The 16189-nt window shown below is 54.2% G+C and carries 12 protein-coding genes and 1 pseudogene; 10 read left to right on the top strand and 3 right to left on the bottom strand.

The annotated features are described in order from the left end of the window. Nucleotides 1–165 (top strand): annotated as a pseudogene (locus GEI7105_RS39430) (IS5/IS1182 family transposase); the annotation flags it as partial. Nucleotides 166–414: 249 nt separating this feature from the next. Here the strand turns inward: GEI7105_RS39430 and GEI7105_RS29495 are convergent. Together GEI7105_RS29495 and nadD are read right to left on the bottom strand one after the other, a co-directional pair. Next, entirely contained in the window at nt 415–855 is a 441-nt protein-coding gene (locus GEI7105_RS29495; protein WP_017659779.1) for a DUF4277 domain-containing protein, read from the bottom strand. Between the two features lie 369 nt (nt 856–1224). Beyond that, nucleotides 1225–1905 (bottom strand): nicotinate (nicotinamide) nucleotide adenylyltransferase, encoded by a 681-nt coding sequence (gene nadD, locus GEI7105_RS0107095; RefSeq protein ID WP_017659777.1) that lies wholly within the window; start codon nt 1903–1905, stop codon nt 1225–1227. 230 nt (nt 1906–2135) lie between these two features. Between nadD and murC the strand changes: the two genes are divergently transcribed. The 8 genes from murC (at nt 2136) to GEI7105_RS0107050 (ending at nt 14462) form a co-directional block, all read left to right on the top strand. Beyond that, nucleotides 2136–3668: a UDP-N-acetylmuramate--L-alanine ligase gene (gene murC, locus GEI7105_RS0107090; RefSeq protein ID WP_035492804.1), complete on the top strand. Its 1533-nt coding sequence runs from the start codon at nt 2136–2138 to the stop codon at nt 3666–3668. 42 nt (nt 3669–3710) lie between these two features. Further along, on the top strand, nt 3711–4652 hold the full coding sequence (gene murB / locus GEI7105_RS0107085) for a UDP-N-acetylmuramate dehydrogenase (RefSeq protein ID WP_017659775.1): 942 nt from the start codon (nt 3711–3713) through the stop codon (nt 4650–4652). A gap of 142 nt (nt 4653–4794) precedes the next feature. Next, nucleotides 4795–5139, top strand: coding sequence for a YbaB/EbfC family nucleoid-associated protein (locus tag GEI7105_RS0107080; protein ID WP_017659774.1), 345 nt, complete (start codon nt 4795–4797; stop codon nt 5137–5139). A gap of 234 nt (nt 5140–5373) precedes the next feature. After that, entirely contained in the window at nt 5374–6783 is a 1410-nt protein-coding gene (locus GEI7105_RS0107070; protein ID WP_017659772.1) for a DICT sensory domain-containing protein, read from the top strand. A gap of 99 nt (nt 6784–6882) precedes the next feature. Next, on the top strand, nt 6883–7524 hold the full coding sequence (locus tag GEI7105_RS0107065) for a pentapeptide repeat-containing protein (RefSeq protein ID WP_017659771.1): 642 nt from the start codon (nt 6883–6885) through the stop codon (nt 7522–7524). A gap of 46 nt (nt 7525–7570) precedes the next feature. Then, the gene (locus GEI7105_RS33235; protein WP_017659770.1) at nt 7571–12982 is read left to right on the top strand and encodes a PAS domain S-box protein; all 5412 of its coding nucleotides are present in this window, start codon (nt 7571–7573) and stop codon (nt 12980–12982) included. A gap of 9 nt (nt 12983–12991) precedes the next feature. After that, nucleotides 12992–14125 carry a hybrid sensor histidine kinase/response regulator gene (locus tag GEI7105_RS0107055; protein ID WP_017659769.1) on the top strand — a complete coding sequence of 378 codons (1134 nt, stop codon included), beginning with the start codon at nt 12992–12994 and terminating at the stop codon, nt 14123–14125. A 4-nt stretch (nt 14126–14129) separates the two neighbouring features. Further along, nucleotides 14130–14462, top strand: a complete 333-nt coding sequence (locus GEI7105_RS0107050) for a c-type cytochrome (RefSeq protein ID WP_026097484.1) — start codon at nt 14130–14132, stop codon at nt 14460–14462. Nucleotides 14463–14488: 26 nt separating this feature from the next. Here GEI7105_RS0107050 and GEI7105_RS38295 read toward each other — a convergent pair whose 3' ends face one another. After that, on the bottom strand, nt 14489–14629 hold the full coding sequence (locus GEI7105_RS38295; RefSeq protein WP_017659767.1) for a hypothetical protein: 141 nt from the start codon (nt 14627–14629) through the stop codon (nt 14489–14491). Between the two features lie 837 nt (nt 14630–15466). Between GEI7105_RS38295 and GEI7105_RS0107040 the strand changes: the two genes are divergently transcribed. Further along, nucleotides 15467–16189 (top strand): SDR family oxidoreductase, encoded by a 723-nt coding sequence (locus GEI7105_RS0107040; RefSeq protein WP_017659766.1) that lies wholly within the window; start codon nt 15467–15469, stop codon nt 16187–16189.

The raw sequence follows: 16189 nt of genomic DNA, 5'->3' as shown, positions 1-16189 counted from the left end.
GGAGAGAAAAGACCGAGAACTTATCGAAAACAAGCCCGTAAAGAGTATCTAAAATTTTCTAAAAGGAAGAAGAAATCGAGAAAAGAACGAATCAATGCAGTGAAGAAACAACTGAAGTATGTGAAAAGAAATTTGGAATATATTGAGAAGCTAATTGAAACAGGGGGGGTCTTCGGAGTTTGTGGTTATAAATGTATACCATAATACAAAAAATTGAAAATTCGAGAGCCAAAACCCTTGAAATCTCGTGAAGTTAGTTTTTCTGTCACCCTAAACTCCGAAGAGCCTGAGTCTGAGTCGTTTCCCGAACCCATCTTCATCCAAAGTGGCACATCGCCATCTCCAGTGCAGATTAAATTCATCAGAAATTGCTTTAAATCCGGGCGATGGTCTCTTGAATATCCGTAAGTAATTTCAATCGTTCCCGATTCCCCCGGAGTTAGGGTAGTCTCCATGAACGTGAAACGAACTTGAGTCGAGATGGTTGGAATTTACCGTTAATTCATACTTTTTTACCGTGGCTAAGGCAATGGCCACAAAAATTCGATTGAGTCCAAATCGATAAATTTTATCGAGAACCCTTCCCAGTCGATCGTCATTTAAATACTCGGCTTTAATTTCTTCTCCCAGTAGGTTTTCTACCGCCTTACTTTCAAAGAAATTCTTAAAAATATAAAGAGGGGATGACACTAATCCCATGCCATTTAAAATCATGGCTTTAACGACGAGACCCGCGCTAACTTTTTCCGTCTTTTTTTCTCCGAGTAAGTCATTGACGATTTCGACAATTCCGATTTCGTCAATGATTCCCGCCACTAACCCCAAGTGGTCTAAATTTTTGACCTCTACCGACATAGTCTCTTCCTTTTTCTGATGGCTACATTTTTTGATGATGACAGAAAAGCTTGCCGGAAGTCATTCTGCATATCCTACTATTTTTGTCAAGTCAGTTGGCTCTTGAATGTTATTTTCAAGTCAAGGGGTCAGTTGGCTGAGTCGAAATACCTAATTCTTTTCCGATTCAATTTATACTACTTATACACTACATTTGAAGTGCGGAATGTGGGTTATTGGCAACCGCAAGCAAAAACGCGTGGGGTCGCGACAGTTTTTCCAAGGAAGCGACGACGGATCGATCGCTGTTTTATCCGACGATCGCTAGTGCGATCGTGGCGTCGAACCGATCGGGGATCGTCGAAATCTTACCTCGTTTGCGGGAATTTTCTACAGCGAACTGTCGTAAAGTCGAAATTTTTTGAGGTAATCGGCCACCGCCGAGGGAACGAGTTTCTCAATGGAGTCCCCGACGCGACAGGCGCGGCGCACCTGGCTCGAGGAAATCGGCAGCGGCTCCCAATTCAAACCGTACCAACGCCACGTTAACTGTCGCTGTTGCAACTGTCGCGCCACGGCTTCAGTCGTCTGCCATGCCGCGCTCGAGTCACGGGGAGCGACGATCCACTCGCACCGTGCCACCAGAGTTTCGATCCCCACCCACCGGGGTAAAAAGCGAGCGGTATCGCTGCCGACGATCCAATACCACCGTTCGGCGAGATATCGTTGCTGCAACGCCCTCAACGTATCGATGGCGAAAGACGTTCGAGATCGTTCGGATTCGACGTCCGAAACGACGAATTCCGAGATCGGTTCGATCGCGATCGAAACCATGTCCAACCGTCGCTCGAAGGAGGCCACGACCCGATCGCCTTTATGCGGCGGACGGAACGTCGGCACCCAAACCACCACATCGAGATCGAACTGTTTTCGAGCCGCCTCAACTAACGCCAGATGACCGAAATGAACGGGATCGAAAGTGCCGCCAAACACGGCCAAATTTTCGACCCTATTTTCTGCTAAATTCCCAGCCAAATTCTCTGTCAAATTCCCTTTGGGGCGATCGCGCATCGCTCGCGCATCGCTCGAACGGCAAGTTTCGATCGGGTTTCACAGGTACGAAGCGATCGAATGCGAACCCCTTGCGCTAAACTTAATCGCGATAAACACCGCGATACGCGAATGGGGTATTGTCTCGAAAGAGACGACCCGCGATCTTCACCTGAAGTTGTATCGCAAAATAACAATACCTGATATGATATCGCGTGTTATCGGTACGGTGTGGTGTGTTAGGAGCGAAAATGCCGAATTCTGTTGATTTCAGCGGCAAGCCATTTCATTTCATCGGAATTGGTGGAGTTGGAATGTCAGCCCTGGCATATATCTTAGCGAAGCGCCAGCTTCCCGTTTACGGTTCGGATTTAAAATCCAATTCCCATACCCAACGATTGCAACAGCTGGGCGCTCATATTTTCTGGGAACAAAACGCGAACAATCTCGAATTTTTTCACGAAAACGTCCGAGCCGATCGCGCTTCCACCTTCTCGTCGAACGGTAATCCCCGTCGCAACGGTCGAGGACGACCCCAAAACGAAGAACTTCCCCAAGTCATCTGTTCGACCGCCATCGACTCGACGAACGCTGAATATCGGGCAGCCTTAGACCTCGGTTGTCCGATTTTTCATCGCTCGGACGTTTTAGCGGCTCTGATTCGCGACTACAAAAGTATCGCCGTCGCCGGAACTCACGGAAAAACGACCACCAGCAGCATGGTGGGTTTCCTATTACTGCACGCCGGTCTCGACCCCACCATCGTCGTGGGCGGAGAAGTCAAAGCCTGGGAAGGGAACGCTCGTCTCGGCCTCGGAGACTACCTCGTCGCCGAAGCTGACGAATCAGACGGTTCTCTCGTGAAATTCGACGCCGCGATCGGCATCGTCACGAACATCGAACTCGATCACCCCGACCACTACCAAAGTCTCGACGAAGTCACCCAAATTTTCCGACAGTTTGCCGATCGCTGCCACCTCACCATCGGGTGTATCGACTGTACGGTCGTCCGCGATCGCATCGCCCCCGACCTCACCTACAGCCTCGATCCCGACGCCAACGCCGATTACTTCGCCGATCGCATCGCGTTTTCGGCCGGCGGTGCCAGCGCCCGCATTTGGGAACGGGGACAGGCTCTCGGCACCCTCGAGTTGAAACTCCTCGGACGGCACAACCTCAGCAACGCCCTCGCCGCGATCGCCGTGGGACGCCATCTCGGTCTCGAGTTCGAGACGATCGCGAACGCCCTCAAACAGTTTGAAGGGGCCCGGCGGCGGTTCGAGTTGCGCGGCACCATCGACGGCATTCGCTTTATCGACGACTACGCCCACCACCCCAGCGAAATTCAAGCTACACTCTCGGCGGCGCGACTGCAAGCCGACAGCGACCCCGAAAAAATTCGCCGCGTCGTGGCCGTCTTTCAACCCCACCGCTACAGCCGCACCCAAACCTTTTTGACGGAATTCGCCCAGTCTTTCTCGGATGCGGACGTGGTCGTGGTCAGCGACGTTTACAGTGCCGGAGAAGCCGCCTTCGATCGCGCGATTTCAAAGCGCTTGGCCGACGCGCTGGCCGAGTGCCATCGGTGCGTCTACTACCGTCCCCAACTGCCCGAGTTAGCCGACTTTCTCGGCGATTTCCTCGAAACGGGAGACTTAGCGTTATTCTTAGGGGCAGGCGATCTCAATCAAATCGTGCCTCAAGTGATGGAAGAGTGCCGCCAAGCCGAACGCGATCGCCCCTCCGTACAGGTGCGTTCGGCGTCGTCGTACCGTATATCTTGAACGATCGTGACGTTTTCTCAACCTAGATCTTCCCCTATCGTCATGACAGACGATCTCGATCGATCTCCGATTCGTCTCCTGGGATCTGAGGCTCCCATTTACCGACAGGTTTCGCTGACTCGCATGACGACCCTGCGCGTTGGCGGACCGGCTCAGTGGTACGTCACGCCCCGACACCTCGACGACTTGCACGCGGCGGTGAGTTGGGCCAGATCCGAAGGCTTTCCCGTCACGCTGTTAGGGGCGGGATCGAACCTCCTCATCGGCGACAAGGGAATTCCCGGCCTCGTCGTCAGTACCCGTTATCTACGCGAGACCGCCTTCGAGACCGACGGACGGGTACGAGTCGCCGCTGGGGTTCCGCTTCCCAAACTGGCCTGGCAAATCGCCGATCGCGGTTGGAGCGGCTTCGAGTGGGCGGTGGGAATTCCCGGAACGGTCGGCGGGGCGGTGGTGATGAACGCTGGCGCCCATCGCAGTTGTACGGCGGACGTGGTGGCTTCGGTGGAGGTGTTGTCTGCTGAAGGCCGCTTAGAGGTTCTCAAACTCGAAGACCTACAGTACGGCTATCGCCATTCGGTCTTGCAGGGCAGCGATCGCACGGTTCTCGGCGCCACGTTCGCCTTACGAGTCGGAGACGACCCCCTTTGCGTCAAAGCCCGCACGGAATCCCATCTCAAACAGCGCCACGCCAGCCAACCCTACCATCGTCCCAGTTGTGGCAGCGTCTTCCGCAATCCGACCCCCCAAGCCGCCGGTTGGCTCATCGAACAGTCGGGGCTGAAGGGATATACGGTCGGAGGGGCTTGTGTGGCTCAAGAACACGCCAATTTTATTTTGAATTGCGGACGTGCGACGGCCGACGATGTCGTCTCGGTCATCCGTCACGTGCGTCGAACGGTCTGCGATCGCTGGGGCGTTTGGCTCGAACCGGAGGTCAAACTCCTCGGCGAATTTTCGCGCGACTACGACGATCTTTGGTGAGAAGGACGCTGAGGTGTCAGAATAGGGAGACGTATACGCTCTAAAGGCCGGCTCGGGTCGGACTCCTGTTGTGGTTGCAACGGATCGCTCGACTTGCAGGCAGGCTTGCGGATCGACTCGCAAATCAACTCGCAAATTAGTTATGGCAAAGGGACAAGGTTTTGGTTTCGGCCTCGGCAAAATGAAAGAACTGGCCGAGGCGTTCAAAAAAGCTCAAGAAGTCCAAGAAGGAGCGAAAAAGTTACAAGAAGACCTCGATAACATGGAAATCGAGGGAGAAGCTGGAGGTGGTTTGGTTAAAGTCGTCTTGAGCGGAAACCAGGAACCCCGTCGGGCAGAAATCTCGGAAGATGCCCTCGGCGAAGGGGCTGAAGTCGTCTCGCAACTGGTGACGGAAGCCATGCAAGACGCCTATCAAAAATCGACGGCGACGATGCGCGAAAAAATGGAAGAGCTGACGGGCGGATTGAATTTACCGGGCGTTTGATCTCGCGGCCGGGTTCGGGGCGATCGCCGCGCTGAAATGCCCGCTAAGAGCTGGTGAGATCGCATCGCGGCCGAGTCGATCTCTAGAAGGGAAAACGAAGACGAACTTATCGACCCGGAGTCGTTTTCCCTGCGAACTCGGCCCTCTGTCCCCATCCTCGAATCGCGATCCCTCGCGCTGTACCTTTCCTGCCCGAAGCATAACGATCCATTATAATTCCGATCGGAAGTACCAATGGTTCGTACCGTCGTAATGCTGAAGGGATCGATCTTACAAAAACTCGTTGACGGCCACCGTCAAGGAAAAACGAGCAAAACTCCTTTAAACTACGGAGTTTATTATAAAAATACTTTAATTGCGCTGTGTCACGCCCTCGAAGATAGTATTCTCGAATCGGAGTGCCAACCCATCGCGATCGCCGCGTTTCAACGGGGAAAATGGTATCTGCAAGAAGCCGATCGCTATGCGGAACTGGCAGACAAAGCGCGAGAGATCGCGATTATGGCCGTTCCCGAAACGGGATTTGCCGATCGCGTGGCGAGTCGAAAACCGAACGTCTCGTTCGTGGCCTTATCGCCAGAGGATCCGGTTGCCCAAGAATGGCACTTAATGATTTTATCGCCGAGCTACACGGCCATGGTGATGTGTCAGGAACTCTTACCCGAAGACTACGGGGCGGAAGGCGTTCCTGACGTCGATGTCGAACGGAAGTTTTACGGATTCTGGACTTTCGAGCCAGAATTGGTTCTCGAAGCCGTGAAGTTGTCGATCGAACATATCGGAACTCGCGATCGCTCGCTGCGAGACCGATTGGCCGATCGCGTCCGCGAGATCGAAGACGCCGCCGAGGGCGATCGAACGGAAGACTTGAGCGAGATCGTCTCGCGGGTTGTCAACTACCTCAAAGCCAGCCACAGCGATTTAGACGAACGGTTCGATTCGACGCCGTTTCCCCACCAACAGCAACTCGAACGCAACATCGTCTCCAACAAGCTGCAAGCGTTTCTCCGCATGGCGCAGCTCATCGACTTAGCCGACACGGAAAACCCGATGGCTGCCACGGAAGTCTCGTCGCTGTGCGAGATGATGGGACAACTGCTCGGTCTCCAAGCGTGGCAAATCAAACGCTTGCGGTTGGCGGGATGGCTCCATCGCCTCGACTACTTACCCGGTAGCAATCCCGAGGAAATCCCGGCGAGCCAGGGAGAGGCCCCGAGCTGTCGGTTGCGGACGGGGGCGCAAGTGTTGCGGACGATGCCCCAACTGCGAGCGGTGGCGAAAATCGTCACCCACCAAACCGAACGCTGGGACGGTTCGGGACAACCGGCGGGACTCAGCTACGACAGCATTCCTCTCGAGTCGCGAATTCTCGGGTTAATGGCGTATTTCCAAGGACGAACGACGCAGCTATCTCGGACGTGCCGTCGCGAAGAAGCCCTGTCCACCGCCCTGTCCGACTGCCAGGAGAACAGCGGTTTTCGGTGGGATCCCAAACTGGTCGAAACCTTAGCATTGCTAGTGTTAGCCTTGCAACAGGGTATGGCACTGCCGACGGAATCCTTCAAGATCGCCTCGGGAATGTGGCTGCTCGACCGTCACGACGACTCGATTGGCTCGCTCGAACCCAGCCAGTACCGAGGATGAGGAGAGCCGGTGTCTGCGTCTCCCTCGTTGTTCGCGTTCCGGCAATCCTTCCCGCTTCACTGTAAATTCCCCAGCTCGTCAGTCACTGCAACTTTTCATATGAAAGATCTCGAAATTCTGCGATCGCGACAGTTCGACCACCTACGCGGCGTCGATCTCGAAGACCAAAATCTCTCGGGTTTCGACTTGCGAGGTGTAGATCTTGCTGGTGCCAATCTCGTCGGTGCTAACCTATCTTGCAGTCAGCTCGAAACCACGCGTCTCGACGGCGCCAATCTCCTCGGAGCGTCGTTAGATCGGGCAGACGCCCGCGCGACCTTTTTAGGGGCAAACTTAATGCAAGCTAATTTGAGCGAAGCGGACTTACGGGGAAGCAACCTGCGCGGGGCGAACTTGATGGGGGCGAGGCTACAACAAGCGGTTCTCAACGGCGCGTTTTTAAGTGGCGCGAACCTGATGGGGGTCGATTTGCAAGGTGTCGATTTACGGGGTGCGGACTTGCGGGGGGCGAACCTGTCGGGAGCGAACCTGTCGGGGGCCGATCTCGCCGAGGCGGACTTGAAAGGGGCGCTGCTCGCGGAAGCCAACCTCGAGGAAGCGAACCTGTCGGGTGCGGACTTGCGGGGGGCGAACCTATCGGGGGCGAACCTGCTGTGTGCCGAGGTGGACAATGCGACGTTCGAGGGAACTCTGTTAACGGGGTCTTGTCTGACGGGAACCTGGCTCGACGCTCGAACGTAAACGACTCGGTTTTTTGTTGACAAAATGCTGATGTTGTGGTATAGAAATGACGGTAAACGAACAGCATGGCGATCGCGACTTGTGGCTGTCTGCCACCCTCTCGACCCTCCGAGACGGCGTTATCGTAACCGATCGCACTGGAACCGCGATCGCGTTTAACCCCGTTGCCGAACGGCTCACCGGACGGACTGCCGAATCCGCCATCGGCCGACCGCTCGAAGACATTTTGCAGTTGACGAGCCAGAAAACGTACCGACCCGTCGAACTGTCCGCCACTACCCTCGCGTCTGGGGATTCCCCTCGCCATTTCAGCAACCTCCTCTCGATCGCCGACGACGGTAAGTCCGTGTCCGTCGATTGCACCGCGACGGCTGTTGGGGAAACGGGAGAATCCCCGAGAGGATGGGCGATCGCCCTACACGACCTCAGCGAACGACACTTTGCCCAACTCGCCTTGGAAGCCAACGAAACTCGCTTTCGCTGCATCTTCGATCGCGCCTTCAACTTCATCTGGCTGTTAATGCCCGACGGAACCGTCGCCGAAGCGAACCAGCGCGTCTTAGACTTCGCCAACCTCTCCGTCGTCGAAGTTCTCGGCGATCGCTTTTGGGAAGCCCGGTGGTGGAATCTCGAAGACGCCGCGAAAGACCGAGTCCGTGAAGCCGTTCGACAGGCGACAGGCGGCAAGATCGCCCGCTTAGAACTCGACTTTACCCATCCCCTCTCAGGCGAACCCCTCACCCTCGCCTTATCCGTAACTCCCGTATCTTGGGAACGCGATCTCACCATCTTACTGGTCGTCGAAGGTCAAGACATCAGCGATCGCAGGCGCAGCCAACAGCAACTCCAACACATCAACCGAGAACTCGAAACCCAAGTTCGAGAGCGCACCCGACAACTGCAAGAAACGATCGACCGCCTCGAAACCGAAATCGCCCGTCGCCAGCGCACCGACACCGCTCTGACCAACCTCGTCGCCGGAACCGCCGCCGTCACCGGAAGCGACTTTTTCCCCGCCCTCGTCCGCCATATCGCCATCGCGCTCGACGTGCAGAGCGTCTTCGTCTCCCAACTCCAAGGCGATCGCCTGCACGCCCTAGCCGTCTGGCGCGACGGAAAACTCCAACATAACGTCATCTCCCCCATCCCAGGAACCCCCAGTCAGATCGCTCTCGAAGCCGGATCTTGCTGCTACCCCTCTGGCGTGCGCCGAGCCTTTCCCCACGACTCGGACTTAGCCTGTTTCGACGCCGAAAGCTACCTCGGTGTGTGTCTGCAAGACGCCCAGGGCAACCCCATCGGCTATCTCTGCGCCATCAACGATCGCCCCTGCGACGATCCCGACTACAACCTCTCGATTTTACGAGTGTTCGCAGCCCGAGCGGCCGCCGAACTCGAACGAGTGCGGGCGATCGACGCCCTTCGAGACAGCGAACAGCGATTTCGCAACCTCGTCGAAGCCAGTAGCGATTGGGTCTGGGAATCCGATCGCCGAGGAAAATTCATCTACGCCAGTCCCCAAGTGCGGGAGATCCTCGGACTCGACCCTCAAGAGCTGTGCGATCGCTATCCTTGGGACTTCATGAACGTTCAAGACGCCCAACGGGGTCGCGAAGCATTCTTACGAGCCGCAGCCGACCGCCAACCCTTTCGCAACCAAGAATATATCTTTTACCACGCTAAAACGGGCAACGAAGTCATCGTCGAAGCCAGCGGCGTTCCCATCCTCGACGCGGAAGGATGCTTGCAGGGATATCGCGGTATCGGCCGGGACGCCACCGATCGCCGACAGGCCGACGAACGTCTCCGCAGCAGTTACGCCACCAACCGCGCCCTTATCGACGCCTTGCCCGATTTACTGTTCCGCATCCGGCGAGATGGCGTGTTCGTCAACTATCACAGTCCACCCGACGGGTTGCTGTGGATGTCTCCCAACGACTTTCTCGGCAAACACGTCAGTCAAATTTTGCCTTCAGAAGTAGCGACATTGACCCTCGACGCTATCGAACGGGCTTTAACCACGCGATCGCTCCAGTCCTTCGAGTACCGAATGCCCATCGGCGATCGACTGCGATACTGGGAAGCCCGCGTGACCGCCAGTGCGGCCAACGAAACTATCGCCATCGTGCGGGACATCACCGACGCCAAACGAGCCGAACTGGAACTGCGACAGTCTCAAGCCTTTCTGCGACTGGTGATCGACAACATTCCTCAAGCTATTTTCTGGCAAGACCGCGATACCGTCTATCGCGGCTGCAACCAAACGTTCGCCCGAGACAAAGGCGCGGCCAGCCCCGAAGACCTCATCGGAAAGCGCGATCGCGACCTCCCCGACTATTGTGCTGACATCGAAGGGTGCGGCGTTTGCCACCAACGGGCGATGGACGGCGATGTCCCCGAATACCACGCGATCGAAGAAATTCGCCGTCCCGACGGCCGGATAACGTGGTTAGATACCAGCCGCATACCCCTACACGATCCCGACGGGAACGTTATCGGCATTCTCGTCACCTACGAAGATATTACCGAACGCCGCCGTACCGAAGCTCGACTGCGACAGCAAGGAAAAGCAATGGATGCCGCCCGAGACGGTATCGCGATTCTCAACGCTGAGGAATGCTACGTTTATCTCAACCCCGCTCATCTCCAAGTTTACGGTTACGATCGCCCCGAGGAACTCCTCGGCCGGAGTTGGAGCGTCCTCTACCGAGATGACGAACGGCAGCGTTTGCAACGAGAGGCGCTGCCCCAACTGCGAGAACGGGGAGAATGGCGCGGCGAGGTTCGGGGGTTGCGGCGCGACGGGACGACGTATCCTCAAGATGTGTCGCTCACGACACTCGACGATGGGGGGACGATCTGCATCGTGCGGGATGCCAGCGATCGCAAACGGGCAGAAGAAGCGCTGCGAGAGTCCCAGCAACGGTTGCAAGCGATCCTCGACAACACGACCTCTGTGGTCTATCTCAAGGATCTGCAAGGGCGATATCTCCTGGTGAACTCTCGCTTTTCGGAACTGTTCGAGATCGAACCCGAACGCGCGATCGGACGTACGGATTTCGAGCTGATCGATCGCGACATCGCTCAGTCGTTTCGGAACAACGATCTCGAGGTTCTCGAAGCGGGAACCCCTGGGGAATTTGAAGAATGCGTTCCTTTGGACGATCGAACCCGAACGTATCTCTCGATTAAATTTCCCCTCAAAGACGATGGCGGACGTCCCTACGCTGTCGGCGGTATTTCGACAGACATCAGCGATCGCAAACAGGCCGAACAGCAACTACGGGAGAGTCAACGCTTTATTCGACGCGTGGCCGATGCGATTCCCGACCTTCTCTATATCTACGATCTCCAGCAAGGACGTAATGTTTACGTCAACCAGGAAATTCAGGTGCTTTTGGGGTATTCTCTCGAAGATATCGCTGCCATGGGAAACGGGTTTTTATCTCGACTCATCCATCCCGACGATTGGGAGCGAGTCCAGCAGAGGTTGAGTCGCTTCGATCGCATCGACGACGCGACCGTTCTCGAAATCGAATATCGCATCCGTCACGCGAACGGTCAATGGCGGTGGGTACTCAGTCGCGAGGCGGTGTTTTCTCGCACGGACGACGGAAAACCGACGCAGCTTATCGGAGTGTGCAGCGATATTAGCGATCGCAAGCAAACTGAAGAACGCTTGCGCCTCAACGAACGGGCGATCGAAGCTAGCAGTAACGGCATCGTCATCGTAGACGCCCAAAAACCGGATTATCCACTCATTTACGTCAACCCAGCCTTCGAGCAGATTACGGGGTATACGGCTGAGGAGGTGTTGGGACACAACTGTCGGTTTTTACAGGGGCGCGATCGCCACCAAGTCGAAATCGACAACCTCCGCAACGCCTTAAAGCGTCAGGGCAGTTGTACGGTCGTTCTTCGCAACTATCGCAAAGACGGCCGGATGTTTTGGAACGAAGTATCGATTTCTCCGATTTACGACGCCGAAAACGCGGTCACGCACTATCTGGGGATTCAAAACGATATCACCGAAGCCAAATTTGCGGAGTTAGATCGACATTTGGCTCAGAAGCGACTGGAATACCTCCTCGTTTCTAGTCCGGGTGTGATTTATAGTTGCAAAGCCGAGGGCAATTTTGCGGCGACGTATATGAGCGACAACGTCGAATCTCTGACGGGATACCCGGCCGAGCGGTTTGTTATCGAACCGCATTTTTGGGGGAGTTGCATTCATCCCGACGATCGCGATCGCGTATTCGAGAACTTGAAGCACGTCTTCGAGACAGATTGTTACAACCACGAGTATCGCTTTTTGTTCGACGATGGATGCTATCACTGGGTTTACGATCAGTTGAAGTTGATTCGCGACGAGGCGGGAAATCCCGTCGAAATTTTGGGATATTGGACTGATATCAGCGATCGCAAACAGGCTGAAACCGAGTTGCAGCAAGCGAAAGACCGACTGCAAGCTGTGTTGGACGCCGTACCGGGTCTCGTGTCGTGGATGGGCTTCGATCGCAACGAAGGCCGGGCGTATTATTTCGGTGTCAACCAACATTTAGCGAATACTTACGATTTGCCGACCGAAACCTTTATCGGCCGTCCCGTCGGTTTTCAAGACCGACAGTCTGAATTTTCTCGATGGATCGATCGCTTTTTTCAACTGAGTGACAGTCAACTGTCTTGTGAAGTGACTTCGACCGTTCGCGGTCGAGTTCGTACTTATTTAATGGTGGCGAAAAAGTACGATCGCGGTCGTTCGGCAGTATCCGTTGGCATTGACATTAGCGAACTCAAACAAGCGGAATCCGAACTAAAAACCTCTTTGCACGATAAAGAATTATTGCTTAAAGAAGTGCATCATCGAGTCAAAAATAACCTGCAAGTCATTTCAAGCATTTTTTCATTGCAGTCACAATTTAGTCGAGATAAGGGTATTCTTTCCATCTTAGAAGAAAGTCAAAATAGAATCCGAAGCATGGCTTTGATCCACGAAAAACTTTATCAATCTAATGGTTTTTCTAAGATTGATTTTGCCGATTACGTCCAGAACTTAGTTCATGCGTTGTTTTCCTCATACAATGTGAGTTTTAACTGCGTTCGGCTCGAAACGAGCGTCGAGCCAATTTCGCTAAACCTCGATACAGCTATTCCTTGCGGATTGCTCGTTAACGAACTGATTTCCAACTCTTTAAAACATGGATTTCCTGAAGGGCGATCGGGTAAAATTGCCCTAGAGTTCCGAAGGTTCGATCGCGACGATCGACTGATGCTCAGAGTCAGCGATACGGGCGTAGGATTCCCCGAAAATTTAGACATCGCGCGAACGACCTCCTTGGGACTGCGTCTAGTGCGATCGCTGACGCGCCAACTTCGAGGCAAACTAGAGATGTACAACAGAAATGGAGCCGTCTTTCAGGTGACGTTTTCTCCACTTCGAGACCGCACGCGAGGTTGACCCGACGTTATGTCTGAGATTCGCATTCTCATCGTCGAGGACGAAGCGATCGTCGCAGACGATATCGCCTACCGGCTAGAAAATTTGGGATACGAGATCGCAGACATTGTGGCGTCGGGAGAAGAAGCGATCGAATCCGCCACGGACTACCTCCCAGACTTGGTTTTGATGGACATTATGTTACAGGGGGAGATCGACGGTATCGAAGCCGCTCGTACCATCCGAGAACGCCTCGAGCTTCCGGTGGTGTACCTAACGGCTAACGCCGATCGCGCCACCCTCGAGCGAGCGAAGGTCAGCGTTCCCCTCGGTTACGTCCTCAAACCTTTTAAAGACCGAGAGTTGCAGGTTACGATCGAAATTGCCCTGACGCGCCACCACGCCGAACGCGAGCTTCAGCAAGCGTTAGAAAACACCCGCCAACAACAACGAGCGGCGGAAGAAAACAGCGATCTCAAAACTCAGTATTTGTCGATGACGTCCCACGAATTTCGCACGCCGCTAACTGTGATTCAATCGTCGGCAGAGATGTTAGAGCATTTTGGCGATGCTTGGTCGGACGAGAAAAAACAAAAGTACATTCAGCGCATTCTCTCGAGTACGGCCAGCATGAACCAACTGCTCGAAGACGTGCTGACGTTCGGTCGGGTCGAATCGGGAAAAGTTCCATTTCAGCGGACTTCGGTAGATGTCGAGACGTTTTGTCGGGATTTAGTCGATGCGATCGCCTTTGGGGCCGGACAGGGTTATTCGATCGAATATTCAGTTCGAGGTACGCCCCAACCCGCACATCTCGACGAGAAACTGCTGTGGCACTTACTGAACAACCTACTCTCGAACGCTGTTAAATATTCCCCAGATGGGGGAGTCGTCACTTTTACCGTTTCTTTCGAGAGCGATCGCGTTTGCTTTCAAGTGAGCGATTCGGGAATCGGTATCGCCCCCGAGGAGCAACATCGCCTCTTCGAGCCGTTTCACCGGGCTAAAAACGTTGGAAAAATCCCCGGAACGGGGTTGGGATTGGCGATCGTCAAGCGATCGGTGGACATACATGGCGGTTCGATTTCCGTCAGCAGCCAAGAAGGAAAGGGAACGACGTTTACCGTGATGTTACCGTTGGGAGAGGAGGAGAAGCGGGGATGAGGGGATGATGAGAGTATTAATACTAATCTTACTTTTAATTTTAGGCTTATCGGGAACGGCGGTCAACGCAGCAGATTTGGACAACGGCGAAGCGATTTTCGATCGGTATTGCGTGGGATGCCACGTTAACGGTGGTAATATTATCCGTCGGGGAAAAACGCTGAAACAACGGACTTTGCGGCGTTACGGACGGGATACGCCCGAAGCGATCGCCGAACTGGTCAAAAATGGTAAAAACAATATGTCTGCCTACGGCGATCGCCTCAGCGACGAAGAAATTGCAGACGTGACGGCTTACGTCCTCGATCGCGCTGCGAACAACTGGCGATCGAGATAAGTTCGACGAACGAAGTTAGAAACGTCTTATTTTTTAGGCTTCGATTTCGGTCGTTGTAACTTCTGCTCGTCCTCGATCGCGCCGTTGGACATGACGAGGCCGCTACCGAGAAGCAGTGCGGCAGCGAATCCCACGACTACCCAATCCATCCATGCCGGAATTTCCATAGCTTTCTAATTTTTGCTTAGCTGCGTTTGTCGATTGGATTCGAGCTTAACGCACTTTGCCCGAGCTGTCAGAGGATGTATGGCGACTGCAATTGTCGACCGTTGAGCAAAAAACAGGAGCTATCAAGATTCGTCGCAGCGCTCCAACCATAGCCAATAGGCTTGGTTGGTGGTGAAGCGGCGGTGAGTTTCGGTGCATCCCCCGAACAATGCGATAGCGAGAGAAGGGGATAGCGCCGAAACGAACAAACTGGTAAAATTGCCTGACCGGAAACGGTCTTTAAGATCCTAAGGGTATGGTTCGCAACACCCGAAAAACCCGTGGTGGAGGTAAACCACAAAATCGCCAGTTGGTGTTGTCAAGAGAATTTGATTCTCGCTTAGGTCTGCGGTGGGGCGCATCGTGGACGTTAAACAAACAGCCTGTGAAGGCGTTCTGACCGGGGGTATTCGGGCTTGCTCGTTTATCTAGGCATGAGCCAGTGAAACAGGAATCTCCGACCATACCCGCTAGGGTTGGGGGGAGAGCGTCAATAATGCTGCGCTGAACGTTCTCAAGCGGGGTATAGGAGTATTGGGGATGGAGCGATCGAACAGTATCGGAGGGCATCCGAAAACTGCCTCGAAAGAGGGTACGACTGGGGAGACTTCCACCTCTGCTGATAAAGGGAAACCTGAGTCAGTAAGTGGTGTCGCTGAACCAGTAACTGCTCTAGAGCAGGAATCATCGCCCTTCTAGGGCGGTGAGTATGTCAAACTACTCGAAGATTAGAAACGTAGGATTCTCGTGGTTTTGGTTAAACGAAGAAGTTGCACGAATACCAGTGGAGCGAATCCATGACAGCGAAGGGAAAACGAGCGTTAATTACGGGTGCCAGTAGCGGTATCGGCGAAGCGACGGCGATGGCATTTGCGAAAGCAGGCATTCACGTGGCGTTGTTGAGTCGTTCGGCGAACAAATTAGAGAAAGTTGCTGAGGCGGCACGCCAGGAAGGGGTAGAAGTCGAAACGTTAACTCTCGATTTGCTAGAGCTCGATCGCGTTCGAGAACAAGTTTCCAACTTAGCTGAGAAATTTGGCGGAATCGACATCCTCGTCAACAACGCCGGGATGGCCTATACGGCAAAATTGATGGATACTCCCCTCCATCATTGGCGAAAAGTTCTCGACTTAAACTTGACAAGTGCTTTTGAATGTGTTAAAGGAGTTTTACCGGGGATGCGATCGCGCGGAAGCGGCATCATCGTTAACGTCGTTTCAGTTGCCGGAAAACAAGCCTTTCCCATTTGGGGGGCGTACAGTGCCAGTAAGTTCGGCTTGTTGGGAATGTCTCAAGCCTTAGCCGCTGAAGAACGGGAAAACGGCATTCGCGTCACGGCGATGTGTCCGGGAGCGGTGAATACGCCGATTTGGGAAACGGAAACCGTCGATTCGGATTTCGATCGATCGAAAATGCTCACCCCTGAGATTGTGGCTGAGTCGATCTTACACGTGGTTGGACTCCCCGATGGGGCAGTCGTTGAAGAGCTGGTTTTGATGCCCAGCGGCGGCGCGTTTTAA

It is taken from the genome of Baaleninema simplex PCC 7105 (assembly GCF_000332355.1).
GTDB classification, from domain to species: Bacteria; Cyanobacteriota; Cyanobacteriia; order Cyanobacteriales; family Geitlerinemataceae; genus Baaleninema; species Baaleninema simplex.
Note: the sequence above shows the minus strand (reverse complement) of the source record. Positions and strands in the feature narration are given on the sequence as shown.